Genomic DNA, 13,234 nt, shown 5'->3' on the forward strand with positions numbered 1-13,234 from the left:
TGATGAAATTTGTATTTGCCAGCTACATTAAAACCGACCAATTTGATAACCCCGATGACTGGTTAAAACGTATAGCAATATACAGCGGCGTACTATCAGCATTAGCAAAAGATCATCAGGTGATCAGTATTGAGCAGATCAATTACCAGGGCGAGGTTGTTAAGCACAGTGTCAACTATAAATTCATCCGGTTTACTAAATGGGAATTAACGTTTCCTTTTAAATTGCACCATACCATAAGGCAGCTAAAGCCCGATGTGGTATTTATACATGGCCTCCACTTCCCCTTACAGGTAATGCAATTGAGGTTGTTTTTGGGCAAACGTGTAAAGATAATTGTACAACATCATGCAGAGCGCCCGTTTACCGGCATCAAAAAATATCTTCAGCGCGTTGCAGTTCCATTTGTTGATGCTTACCTGTTCGCTTCGCGCGAAATGGGATTTGATTGGATAAAAAGAGGCAACCTGGCATCACCCGAAAAGATACATGAAGTGATGGAGGTATCTTCCGTGTTTTATAAGATTGCCAGGGACCTTGGGATTGCCAAAACCGGAGTTACCGGAAAAGTGTTTTTATACGTAGGTAGATTGATTGCTTTAAAGGACCCGCTAACCATTGTAAAATCGTTTTTAAAGTTTGCGGTGATGTCTCCCGATGCCAGGTTATATATGATCTATCAGACCAATGATCTGTTGCCGCAGATCACCGCGTTGTTAAAAGATCACCCTCAGTCTGCCAGTATTGTATTGGTAGGTAAAGTGCCCCACAACGACCTTTTATATTGGTATAACAGTGCTGATTTTATTTTATCAGCCTCGTACTACGAAGGCAGCGGCACAACGGTATGCGAAGCTATGTCATGTGGTTGCGTGCCTGTTTTAAGCGATATCTTTTCTTTCAGGATGATGAGCAACAATGGCAGGTGCGGTTTTTTATTTGAGGCGGGTAATGAGTCGGCACTACTTTTAGCTTTAGCTCAAACCCAACAAGCCGATTTAGAAAAAATGAAGCATGCGGCCTCGGATTTTTTCCTGTCTCATTTGTCTTTTGAAGCCATTGCAAATAGGATAGCCACTATCAGCAGTACAATTTAAAAACCATTTCGGCTATATCATTTGCTGAGTAAGGTAAAACCGGCTCATGCACAAGGTTAGTCTCCTGCATCATTTCTTTAAGTAGTTGCAACATTTGTGCCTTGTCTGTTGCTATGTGCCAGTTTTTAATGGCAACATCCATTGGTTTTACAAAACTCACTACCTTGGTGCCTGCGTATAGTGCCTCCAGGCATACTGTACCAAATCCCTCATAATTAGCGGTATGTAAAAATATTTTTGCTCGTTGCATATGTGCCAGCACCTCTTTGTTTGATAGTCTGCCGGTTAGCGTTACGTTAGCTGTTATACCCAACTCCTTTATTAAATGTTTTAAATGCCCCATTTGCGCACCATCGCCGCAAATTGTAGCTTTTATGTTGGGAAAATCGGGCTTAAGCAGCGCGATAATTTCTAAAAACACATCGTATTGTTTCAGCGGTATTAATGAGCCTGCACCTAAAATATCAATATCCCTTTCGGCTGCGGATGGACTAAATAGACTTGTATCTATGCCTACAGGAACAAGCTGTCGTGGCAAAATGCCATAGTTTTTGGTAAACTCCCTTCTTATAAAATCAGACAAGGCAATTAATGATGCTCCCTGGGGTTTTATCCGGGCAACGTATTTATTTCCGGGTTTGGCATCCTGGCCTAATATCCATGAGTAGTGTTTAAAATGATGTTTTGCAGCGAACTTGCTGCCAAGCCACGAACACTTGCCCAACCAGAAACTAAGCGAGCCAATTATACAATACGTCTTGTTCAGCCTGAGCAAGGTAGCCCAAACCCTAAAGGTGGCAAATAGATTATGAACGCGCCCTTTATTAAGACCGCCAAAAGATATAACCTGCACCCCATGCCATTGATAGGTTTTAGAAAAAAACGGATATTGAAGAGCAAGCACAATAATGTTCAACTCGGGGTGCAATTGTTTTAATGCCCGCACAAATATCTGCCTGGGCGGCACACAGGTGCTGTCGTTTTCATCAGCCGGGAAACCGGGCGTTAGTATCACCAATGTTTTTGCCCGGTTATACTTCATCAAGTTTTAGTATTTTATTGCAGTGAGAAAGGCTGCTTTTGTTGTGGGTGATAAGTATGATCATTTTGCCTTGCTGTGCCTGTATATTCAATATCTGTAGCATCTCCGTTTCGGCAGCCTCATCCATTTCACTAAATGGTTCATCTAAAATCAGCAGGTCAAAATGGTTATATAGCGCGCGTGCAAACATTATGCGCTGCCGTTGCCCGCCGCTAATGTTTTTGCCGTCTTCGGTAATTAACTTATTTAACCCTTCCGGGTATTGCGCCAACATAGTATCCACGCCGCAGGCCGCATTAACTACTGATAGTTTAACAGCATCAAAGTCTCCATCAGTAAGTACAATATTTCTTAATACGGAATCATTTATAAAGAATGGCTGCTGCTTTACGTAAGATATTTGCGGCCAGTAACGTTGCCTTGACACATTTGTAGCGGTTTGGCCGTTTATGGCGATGGTACCCGCATCCTCCTGTAAAAATCCAAGCAATAAATTGATCAGCGTGGTTTTACCCAAACCAGATCTTCCGCTTATGCCCGCAAAATCTCCCGGCAAAATTTCCAGGTTCAGGTTATGGAGTAGTGCACGATGAGCATACTTAAAACTTACCTTTTCAAACTTAACCGACCGTATGTTTTGCGGAGCCGGGGCATTTGTTTTATCACTTTCAGTTGGTGCAGGCAGCAAGCCCGGTAATATAAAAGCGTACGTTTTTATCTGACTGAGGCTGTTCAATATTTTCACAACCCCGGGGATGATCTTATAGGCAGCAGCCATAAAAACACCCAGGCTAAGCAGATCAACAGCAGGCACATTGGTTGCCCATTTATTAACGGTCACCAGTATCATAAAACCTAAAATGGCAAATACTTCAATTGTTCTGGATGATAGCGCCTGCAAGGTTTGCTGTGTAGAGATATTACTATTTAACTTTTGCTGATAGCCGAGGTACCTGTCTGCAAAAAAGGCGTTCTTATTATAAATATTACTTTCAATAAAACTATTAAGAGCTTCCTGCAGGTATTGGATAACACGCAGGTGTGTTGTTTTAGCTGCCGTACGTATGTGTTTCAGTTTACGCTTAATGAAATATCCCAGGGCCACAACAGGCGGGAGCAGTAAGGCAAACAGCCAGGCAAAGAGCATGGGTTGATAGAGTAGGATAGCGATTACAGTAAAGCTTATCAACATGCTTTGGGTAATAACCTGTTGCACATTGGTTAATATATAACTGCTGAATTCTATGGGCTGGTGACTTATTTCGCGCACATAGGCAGAAGAATCTACCTGCGTAAACTTAAGGTGATCCTGCTTTAAATAACGCCACATGTTTTGTTGAGATAGGCGTGAAGCAACAGCGTAGAAAAGACGGTTTTGCCATTGCAGTATAAGATATCCTGCCCAATTTTTAAGGCTATACAATAAAAAGAACAATACTACCGGCAGCAAAGAATTCTTACTAAACTCAATGGGTAACACAATGTGCCGAACAGAACCTTTGCTGTAAAAATCTATAACTATAAGCAGCAGCGCCAGAAAAACAATATCAAGCAAGGTAATAGACAGATCAAGCACTACCAGAATGCTGGTTTGTATCTTCTCCCGCCGGGTTAGTATTGTTAGAAGAAGTAAAATATCAGATCTCAAAATTCAGTGGGTGATATAAGCTATGGTAAAATAAAGTGTATAGCCAATACGTGCTGATAATTGATTGGGTTGCTCTGATGTTAAATGAGAAGCTATCTCGATAAAAAAGCAAAAAGCCTCCAAGTTTCGTTGAAGGCTTTTGTAGCGGGGAGGCACGAAATGTCGAACTTTTTGGAGGATTTAAGACTGATAATGCTGTTTACTTCGAATGCGGCGGATTAATTGAATATTATATCTTTTAACTAATAGCGTGTTCTTCTTATTCACACAACTTCATATTTGCCTGTTTAAATGCTACCATAATTCGGGCGATCTATTGAACCATACCTGAAGAATCAGTTTTAAGGATTAAGATTTTTTGGCGGTCGGTTACTCCTCCGTAATAGTAAAGCCGGGCAGCATAACCCGCAACTATAAATCCCCCGTCTTTCTCAGCGAAGGCCGCCCTGCCGAAAACAAAGGGATAATCGCCTTGGTATGATTTCTGCCATGTAAGATTTGTACTACTGTCAAATTTATATAAGCCTAATGCAGTAGTTTGAATAGAACCACCAGGCACCAAAATGTAACCTGTAGCAATAATTCCGCCATCTTCCGTTTCGTCAACCCCAACTAAATTACCTCCTGGAACTGATTTATTCCATATTTCGGCACCAGTTGGACTGAGCTTTGTTATCCGACCGTCAGCAACATCGTTAAAGCCTACAACAATATAGTTTCCATCTTTGGTTCGGATTATCTTTCTGGCAAAATCATATTTTGTAGTTCCAAATGTTTTTTCGGTAATTATCTGGCCGTTATTTTCTAACCTCAAAAACCAATAATCGGACTTTCCGGAAGTTTCTTTGGTGCCAATAATCACTAACTGGTCAGATCGATCAATATTTATATCGAAGAAAAAATTTCTCTCGTAAGGCTTGAAAAGTTTCTCGAATAAGATGTTCCCAGACTGATCAAGTTTTGTTAGCACGGCTTCTTGTATTACACCTGTCCCAACAGGAAATGTGCCTCTTCCTCCAACAAGATATATATTACCCTTAGAGTCCTCAGCGACCGATTTAATCTCAGACGAAGCATCATTAATGTCGTAACTCGCAATTTTCTTATACCATATTTCATTTCCGTTGTAGTCAAGCTTTAGAACATGGTAGCGGCTCGCAATTATAAATCCATTAGATGATTCAATAATTTTAAAATCTTGTGAATCACCAATATTGTAATCATAGGATTTTTTCCATATCTCATTCCCTTGTTCGTCGAGCATCAATGCAAAAAGCCTATAACTATTACAATTAAAGCTTGACGAACCTGTAACAATATATTTGCCATTTCGGGTTTTAATCATAGTAGATACAAGACCAGGATGGTTGGCAACCGCACACCCATCCGGATAATCCAGCAACTTAGGGTATCTATAATATTTGAGTGTAGTGAAAGAAAAAGGCCTTATGTATTCATTGCCCTTAGTATCTATTGCTCTTATTTCACCATTGTAAGTTGTAAGGTCCTTAAGCTTGTTCAATGTATAACTCAGTGATTTTGTCTCCGCAATTAATAATTTCCCATCAAGATATATTGCATAGCTAACGGAGTCTTTATTAGGATCAATCGATTTAGACCAGCTGACAGTTGCTGAACTGTCGGATACATTTAAAACCGTAGCAGTAAATTCTCCTGGCGGTTTGTTGGTTTGTACTACCGGTACCGACGGATTAATAATCGGTTGTTTCTGCGGATCAATCTGTTCTTTTTTTGAACAGCAACACAAAAAAACACATAAGGTAAATAGAACAGTATATGCTAATTTATTCATAAAGGTGACTGTATATAAGATGTGGTATTAAATATAATTAAAATCATAAGAAATTTAACTATCTTCAACTTAAGATCAGGGAAACGTACCTGATTTTATTTTAAGTCCTCAAAAACTAAAATAGAAGATTTCTCCTTTAGTCCGGATTTATAATCTTAGACTACAACATCAGCAAATTTGCAATCTGCGAGGACAAAAGTATGGGGTGCCCCCAGGTGGTTCAGGCAAATCGGCTATGTTCTTTTCGGCTGGTGTAAACAAAAAAGCCTCAAGACTTACGACTTGAGGCTTTTTAATTGAACCAGTAGCGGGGAGCAGGATCGAACTGCCGACCTTAGGGTTATGAATCCTACGCTCTAACCATCTGAGCTACCCCGCCGGATTAATATTCCCGCTGATAATCACTATATTATAATTTAACTCATAATAAACTTTTTTCAGCTCTCAAACCTGTTAACGGTTTTGTTAACGGTTGCGCGCCTCTCGGTGCGTGGAGCGCAAAGGTAAGAAACACCACCGTTAAATTATAATATTTTTGATTTTTGTTCTAACTATAATCGCTGCAAGCGATTAAGGCGCAGATATGACTTCAACTGAAGTATTCGCCTTAAGATCTTCTTTAAGTGAAGACAAGTTCATGACAGGCAAATTGATAGCTTTTAATCCTGATAAAGCGGTAATAGAAGATATATATGCCCGTATATAGGGGAATATAATCGCTGGAGCATTTGTGTAAAAATAATTTGAAAGAGATTCAACAGAACGAACTAATTTAAATTCGAAGAATCCTAGCGCAGTGATTTTTATATCAAAGCTTTCATTACTATCTTTTATATAAACATTCAAAGTTAGCTTGAATACCTTATTTGTATCATCAATTGTGCCGGATGGATTAATACCAAAGTCAATCTTTCCTTGTTTGGTCGGTTTACGTGAAATACTAAATTCTTCGACTATAAATTGATCCAACTTAAAAGGCGAATTTTTTATCGTTCCCATTTTATGCAGCAATAGAGTAATCTAAATCTTTGTCGATAGTAGAATCAACATTGGGTATATGGAGCGTATATTCAGGAAATAGTTCAATCCTAGGTTTTTTGTAAAACTTCCCTTTTGCTATATGAACCAAATTTTCCTGCTCTATTTCTACTAAGTTACCAGTTGTGAAAAAAGACATGCGCTCATAAGGAAATTTAGAAATAAATTCTCTTTTAATTGAATACTCAATTTCACTAAAACCATCAGGGTTGTTTAGATATAACTCTGGAAGAACCTCTACAGTATGAAGATTGGAAAACCTATCAAATTGATAGGTACATTGAACAAATGGAAATTCTAATACTAATTGTTCAATTTTATTGATAACGAATTCTATAGATGTCATATCTTAAAATTTCTTTTTAATAAACTTAAAGTTTTATAGGCCAAATTTCGTGCCTGATCTCCTTGTTTGTCTATTATTGGTTGGTTTTTATAATCTGCCTTAACTCTCAAATCTTGTAAGTCACTAATCAGGGTATCGAAAGAGTTAGCTTCCAGAGCATTGCCAATTTCTTTTGAGATTGTGTTAAATAACCAGTTGTGTAGTCCCCCAGCAAGCTTACCGCCATCATAGCTTTCATCACTAATTTCTTTATTAGATTTGCCAAAATGAGTACTTAGTATATGGTACATGAACTGGACACAGCTGTAATAAGAACAATGTACGCTCGATGCAAAGAACGCTTCATTATTTAATTTGTTTGTGGCGTCAAAATTAGACTGTGATTTGTCGCTCCAGTGAGACATTTGCAAGATTGTGTCAAAGTTAAGTCGGTCAAATATAATTTTCTTTTTGAAGTCACTGACAAAAGTTTGACAATGTTAGATAATTTGTAATCATTTTAAATAAAAATACTGTCATTTTTTGTATTTTGTTAAAGCCTATAAACTGCTGAAATAAAGGTGTCTATAAAATGGACTTATTATTTTTGTTGAGTAGGTAATATATTTGAATAATTATTATCTTCAAAAAATCTAAAAAAGTGGAAGTAATTTGCCTCGAAGACGCAGCCTTTTACACGTTGATCGAAAAGGTTGTTGAACGAATTAAAGAAAAATCAACAATTGTAGAAGATAAATGGATATCCGGCATTGAAGCCATGAATATGCTACGGATTAAAAGCAAAACCACATTGCAGAAATTTCGTGACGAAGGCAAAATTCGTTATAGTCAAGATGGAAAAAATATATTGTACGACCGACAATCGATTTTAGATTATCTGGAAGATTTCACATACGATACTTTTTAATCATGTCAGAAGAACTAGACCCATCGCCTGAATACATCAAAGCCTTTAATAACGGTTATTTAATACAGAAACATGAACCGGAATTGATGAAGAAAATTCTGTCAGGCAATGAAACCAATGAAAAGCTAAAAGCATTGAAGGCAGGGCAGCAGCAGTATGAGCGGGAAAAATTGTTAAAAGAATTGGAAGAAGCTAGAAACAAGCAGAAAAACAATGACCGCGAACGTTAATAAACTCAATGCTTTATAATACGGAGGCCCAATCCGGTCATTGCCACCATATTAGGGGCATTAAATACATTAAATAAAACCATACTTATAAAAACCAGCTACAAAGCGTTTGAAGTATTTCGGTTTATTGAGTGGGTGCTACCCATGATACAAAGGAAGTTCATTAAGAATATTCTTCTGTACTTGCCAATTGGGATAGTAACGATCGACAAGAGCAGTGAAATTTTTATTATGGTGTCGTTCTAAGAGATGCACCATTTCGTGAACAATAATGTATTCGACACATGCCTCAGGTTTTTTAGCTAGCTCAATATTAAACCATAAGTGCCGACGCTCAATTGAGCAACTTCCCCATTTAGTTTTCATTTTTCTAATGCCGAAATCAGGTGGTTCTAATCCCATTTTTTTAGCATAATTAGATATAAGGTTGGTCAGTTTATTTCTGAGTTCCGTCCGATAGAATTTATAAAGCAAATCGTGCTTGTCTTCGGCATTGAACTGTTGAGGTACTTGCAGTTCAATTTTAGAATGGTGAGCAACAACCTTAGCTTTCGAGGCAGGTGTTACCTCTAGCAAATATCTTTTTCCAAATAGATAATGACTTTCTCTGGTGATATAGCTTTTGTGTGATTGACGATCTTGCTTAAGGATTTTACTACGTTCTTTTTTAATCCAAGAAAGCTTTGTCGCCGCATAAATCTTAACGGTGTCAAGGTCAATGTGCAGGGGCGCGCTCACGGTCACTTTGCCGTTTGGCGGATGAACACTTAGATGAACATTTTTGATGTCTTTAAAACTAACATCAATGTCAATATTGCTGATTTTGATCGTCTGCATTACCTATAATCTTCTTTATTGGCAGCTACAACATCATAGATTGCTTGTACCTTATCTTTACTTTGTACAATTGCGAAGATTGCTTGTTTCAGAAGATTACTTTTAGCCGTATTCTCCCGGAAACCATCTTGTTTGCTATATTTAATTGCATCATCACAAGCCAAGGCGAGCGACTCATCCGCAAGAATATGATATATGGCTACTTTTCCTTTGGTATTTAACGTCCTTGGAATATCACTGGCACTGCTATTTTTAACATCTCTTGCTAACACTGCCATCTTGCGCAAATATTCTTCATAATTGATCGCACCGCGTTTGCGTTCTTCAATCAGCTCCTGCAAAAGGGCACTCATTTTCTCAAAATATTTTGGATCGAGTAAGTAGCTTTCGATCAATTTGCTGCGAACATTGTTTTCAATAGTCTCAGCGACAGCTTCTTTATTTCCCTTGATGCCGTTAGGTAATCCCTCAATCGCTGCATTAATGTCTATCCCAAGAAGATCAAGCAGGGAGATGTCATCAAAAGGTGAAACCTTAACAGCATCATCAGCCTGAATATAGTGATCGATCAAGAAACGCATGTCCGCTTCATAAGCTTTTAGATCAAGCGTTTCCCCGCTCGCGATGCGTATAATTTCGCGCAGATGCAGATAAAAATCTAATCGATTTTCAAAACGCCGGATAGCAGCAGCATTATATCCCGCTGCCTCCATTTCCGGTTTCAAGCTGGTAAAGGCGCGTAAATAAGCCACGATAGATTTATAAAGTGCCATTCGTTTAGGCTCATTGGCTTTAAGTTCTTCCGGGATTTCAGTGTTGCCACAAAAATAATGGATGTACTGAAGGTCGTGCCCTGGACTTTCAACTCCGTCGCAAATTGCTTCTAAGGTTTCTAATGCCGTTTCCAATCTTTCACGAGCCATTTTAAGGCGGTCTTTCAAGACAATCTCTACTTCTTCTTTAGTAAAGGTTTCACTGTCCAGCTCACTCGTATAGAGATTAATGCTATCAGATACTTTGCCAAACAGCTCCATGTAATCAACAATATATCCGAAATCCTTATCATCGGTATCCAGCCTGTTAACACGACAAATTGCCTGAAAAAGCGTATGGTCTTGCATCTTCTTATCAATATAAATGTAGCTGCAAGGAGGAGCGTCAAAACCAGTAAGCAGCTTACTAACTACTATTAATAGCTTCATTCGAGCTGGTTCTTTGCGGAAACGGTCTTTCGTATCTATCTCGTAACTTTCGGTTTTGGTCTTATTCGCCTTTGGCGTGACGTTTTGTAGCAGCTTTTCGTAAGCTTTATATATGACTTCTTTCTCAGTATCTGTATCTGCGCCCGTGTCTTCTTTAGTGATATCGCTTGTATGAGGATTGTACGACGTAATAAGTCCTGTCTTAGACTTTAATTCCGTTTCCTGAAAAAGTGACCAATATTTGCAGGCCTCATAAATACTACCGGCAACTAAAATTGCATTACCCGTTTCTGCACTTAACCTGGGCTTGGTGCTGAAGTCAAAAAGGATATCCTGAACGATTTTTTCCATGCGACTTTTGCTGCTCAGCAGTCGCTGCATAGTGCCCCATTTCTTTTTGAGCTCATTTTTCTGAAAGTCATTTAAACCGCGTGTCTTCGCTTCGAACCATTCATCGACACGACTTTGGTTTGAAAGCTTTTGTTCTATATCCCGACCTTCGTACATTAAGTCTTTAACTACACCATCTTCAACAGCTTCATTAAACTTATAAGTGTGGATATAGCGTCCAAATATATCCATGGTCGTTTGTTTGTCTTGCTTGAGTAGGGGCGTACCAGTAAAACCCACAAAGACAGCATCAGACAATATCATCTTCATGGCTTCATTGAGCTTGCCACTTTGTGTACGGTGGCATTCGTCTACAAAGACAAATATTTCCCCTTGCGTTTGGACAGGATTTTCCCGAAGCTCTTTGATGAAATCATCAAAGTCTGTTTCACTTCGGTTACCAAATTTATGTACTAGGGAACAGATCAGCCTCGGTCTAGAACCAGTTAAAAAGTCAATAAGCTCCCGGCCCGAAGTTGTTCGCGCAATGTCTTTTTCTCCAACATCTTTGAACACACCTTCAATTTGTTGGTCAAGTTCTGTCCTATCAGTCAGGATAACAACGCGACTATTGGATATATTCTCTAAAGTCCATTTGGCAAGCATCACCATCATAAGACTTTTTCCACTGCCCTGTGTATGCCAAATAATACCACCTTCGCGGCGGCGAATAAACTCCCTTGCGGCTGTTAGCGCATGGTATTGATGAGGACGTGGAAGTTTTTTGACCCCTGCGTCATAAATTACAGCGTTATAGAGAATATCGAGTAAGCGCGACTTCTCACACACTTTTAACAGGTACTTGTCAAGTTTATAGCGGCTGTTATCCGCTTCGTCCTCCTTCCAAGAGAGATAATATTTTTCTGGCGTCTCAATAGCACCGTATCGTAGTCCCTGTGTATTATTACCTGCGAAAAGTACTTGCACGGTAGTATAAAACCAGTCATTAAATGTTTCTCTGCTGTTACTGATGCTCTGGCGGATACTTTCAGCTATATCAACCGTGCCGCGTTTAAGCTCCAATGTAGTAATAGCAATACCATTTATATAAAGCACAATGTCTGGGCGGCGGGTAGAGTTACCTCTAAGGGAAACTTCTTCAGCGATTCCAAATTCGTTGTTATTTGGATGTTGCCAGTCTATCAAATTGATGGTTTCAAATTGTTCCCCTAATTCAGGCCGAGCCTTTACGCCATAACGAAGTAAGCTGTAAAAATTTTTATTGCGATCATATAAGTTTCCAGAACTGGTATGTGCCAGTTGAAGTGTCTCGCTGATTGCCTTCTTAACTAGATGTTCATTGTATCCTTGCTTGCGGAGAAAGGCTTCTAAAAATTGTGTTTCAATGTTGCTGTTGCCCGCTCGTTCTTCCCAATTACCGTAATAGATATAATCAAGTTCATTTTGAAACAACTTAATGACACGATCCTGAGTAATACGTTCTATGGGGTTAATGGAGTTCATGCTGTAACTCTTTTGAGGATTTTTACTGTTTCTGATTTAGAGTGCTTCAATAAACGAATTTGTCCGGTAAGTAATCGCTGCATCATTCCTTGTTTGATTTGTTTGGCTTTGGAAAGTTGCATGCTTATTGTGTCTATTTCTGCATCGATGTCTGATAAAGCTGTGGCAATCTGTGATTGCTCAGATAAAGGCGGAAGATTTATTTCATAAGTTGAAATTTGAGGAGCGGTTAATTGTGGTACACCCGTACTCTCGCTAGCAAACGATAACTTACTATTTATAAATTCCGAAATAAACCTAATATCTAAATCGATTTTAGGTTTCAAACATAATAACCGTCCAATTGCTAAGAATTTTTCAAACCTTGCTACAGCATATCCGATAGTGCCTCTAGCAGTAACAGTGATACAATTCTCGTCCGAATTGTATTCACTCGAATAACAATATAGTCCTTTATTAAAGACGGAATTTGAATAAACCTCGTATTTAAATACGCCGCTGTAATTGTCGCTTCTAGGGTATTTAGCTAAATCTCCCCCTGCGGTTATATTAAATAATTCGCCCAATTTCTTGACCTCCCACCCATCTTTAGGTCGCAACAACTCTTGAATTATCCCTTTTTTAATTCGCCGCTTTTTTTGAAACAAAACCTCCAAGCTTTCGATCCATTTGTCTGTATTGCTTAGTACTTCAGCAATGGCTTTTTGTTCTAATAGTGGTGGAAATGGTAAATTAAAGTGTATGAAGTCTTTTTGATATAAATGGGTAATTGTTGATCCAGCAGTAATTTTGGCAAGAAAATTATCGAAGTAAAATGACATCAATACATAGTAGATATATTTGCTGCATATATCCTTCTGTGTAGGTCGGATAAGAAAAACTCCACTATTTAAAGTTGCTGGCTTAGGTAATTGCGATATAAATGCAACTTTTCCAATTGTGCCATCTTTAGTCACCAATATATCACCAGACTGTAGCTGAATGTTTGCATCTTGAACGTATCGTTGTTTCTGTACAAAAACTACATTATCCCAATCAATATATCCGTTCTTGAAATCTGTCCCAGTAACTAGGATATAATCTCCCGTTTTTAGATATTCCGATACGGTTAAACCCTGCCATCCGATTCTGGCTTTCAACGTGAAGTTATTGTTGAGATTAATAGTGTCCCAGCTTTCTGGTATCCAGCCAACTTCGGTCTGTTTAATATCTGCCTTCAT

At 38.7% G+C, this 13,234-nt stretch carries 12 protein-coding genes and 1 tRNA gene; 3 read left to right on the forward strand and 10 right to left on the reverse strand.

Features of this window, described 5'->3' with window-relative positions:
- Positions 1–2 precede the first annotated feature (2 nt).
- Complete coding sequence (locus tag ACFQZS_RS10670; RefSeq protein ID WP_377100021.1) at positions 3–1,097, forward strand: glycosyltransferase family 4 protein; 1,095 nt, start codon at positions 3–5, stop codon at positions 1,095–1,097.
- Here the strand turns inward: ACFQZS_RS10670 and ACFQZS_RS10675 are convergent.
- The 7 genes from ACFQZS_RS10675 to ACFQZS_RS10705 form a co-directional block, all read right to left on the reverse strand.
- Positions 1,081–2,139, reverse strand: coding sequence for a glycosyltransferase (locus tag ACFQZS_RS10675; RefSeq protein WP_377100023.1), 1,059 nt, complete (start codon positions 2,137–2,139; stop codon positions 1,081–1,083). The genes ACFQZS_RS10670 and ACFQZS_RS10675 overlap by 17 nt on opposite strands.
- Positions 2,129–3,787, reverse strand: coding sequence for an ATP-binding cassette domain-containing protein (locus tag ACFQZS_RS10680; protein ID WP_377100025.1), 1,659 nt, complete (start codon positions 3,785–3,787; stop codon positions 2,129–2,131). Before ACFQZS_RS10680 ends, ACFQZS_RS10675 begins: the two co-directional genes overlap by 11 nt.
- Before the next feature lie 313 nt (positions 3,788–4,100).
- Positions 4,101–5,600 (reverse strand): fibronectin type III domain-containing protein, encoded by a 1,500-nt coding sequence (locus ACFQZS_RS10685; protein WP_377100027.1) that lies wholly within the window; start codon positions 5,598–5,600, stop codon positions 4,101–4,103.
- Positions 5,601–5,905: 305 nt separating this feature from the next.
- Positions 5,906–5,979: transfer RNA gene (locus ACFQZS_RS10690), tRNA-Met, on the reverse strand.
- Between the two features lie 191 nt (positions 5,980–6,170).
- Positions 6,171–6,599, reverse strand: coding sequence for a protein-export chaperone SecB (locus tag ACFQZS_RS10695; RefSeq protein WP_377100029.1), 429 nt, complete (start codon positions 6,597–6,599; stop codon positions 6,171–6,173).
- 1 nt (position 6,600) lies between these two features.
- Complete coding sequence (locus ACFQZS_RS10700; protein ID WP_377100031.1) at positions 6,601–6,984, reverse strand: hypothetical protein; 384 nt, start codon at positions 6,982–6,984, stop codon at positions 6,601–6,603.
- Positions 6,981–7,274 (reverse strand): hypothetical protein, encoded by a 294-nt coding sequence (locus tag ACFQZS_RS10705; protein WP_377100032.1) that lies wholly within the window; start codon positions 7,272–7,274, stop codon positions 6,981–6,983. Before ACFQZS_RS10705 ends, ACFQZS_RS10700 begins: the two co-directional genes overlap by 4 nt.
- A gap of 350 nt (positions 7,275–7,624) precedes the next feature.
- Between ACFQZS_RS10705 and ACFQZS_RS10710 the strand changes: the two genes are divergently transcribed.
- Both ACFQZS_RS10710 and ACFQZS_RS10715 read left to right on the forward strand, forming a co-directional pair.
- Positions 7,625–7,891, forward strand: a complete 267-nt coding sequence (locus ACFQZS_RS10710; protein ID WP_377100034.1) for a helix-turn-helix domain-containing protein — start codon at positions 7,625–7,627, stop codon at positions 7,889–7,891.
- 2 nt (positions 7,892–7,893) lie between these two features.
- Complete coding sequence (locus tag ACFQZS_RS10715; RefSeq protein ID WP_377100035.1) at positions 7,894–8,121, forward strand: hypothetical protein; 228 nt, start codon at positions 7,894–7,896, stop codon at positions 8,119–8,121.
- Positions 8,122–8,259: 138 nt separating this feature from the next.
- Here ACFQZS_RS10715 and ACFQZS_RS10720 read toward each other — a convergent pair whose 3' ends face one another.
- The 3 genes from ACFQZS_RS10720 to ACFQZS_RS10730 are packed head-to-tail and all read right to left on the reverse strand — an operon-like array spanning position 8,260 to position 13,234.
- A complete protein-coding gene (locus tag ACFQZS_RS10720) occupies positions 8,260–8,958 on the reverse strand; it encodes a M48 family metallopeptidase (RefSeq protein WP_377100037.1) in 699 nt (232 codons plus the stop codon).
- The gene (locus tag ACFQZS_RS10725) at positions 8,958–12,014 is read right to left on the reverse strand and encodes a type I restriction endonuclease subunit R (RefSeq protein ID WP_377100039.1); all 3,057 of its coding nucleotides are present in this window, start codon (positions 12,012–12,014) and stop codon (positions 8,958–8,960) included. Before ACFQZS_RS10725 ends, ACFQZS_RS10720 begins: the two co-directional genes overlap by 1 nt.
- Positions 12,011–13,234 carry a restriction endonuclease subunit S gene (locus ACFQZS_RS10730; protein WP_377100041.1) on the reverse strand — a complete coding sequence of 408 codons (1,224 nt, stop codon included), beginning with the start codon at positions 13,232–13,234 and terminating at the stop codon, positions 12,011–12,013. The genes ACFQZS_RS10725 and ACFQZS_RS10730 overlap by 4 nt, the downstream gene beginning before the upstream one ends.

Origin of the sequence: Mucilaginibacter calamicampi (assembly GCF_042676765.1) — a bacterium.
GTDB lineage: Bacteria > Bacteroidota > Bacteroidia > Sphingobacteriales > Sphingobacteriaceae > Mucilaginibacter > Mucilaginibacter calamicampi.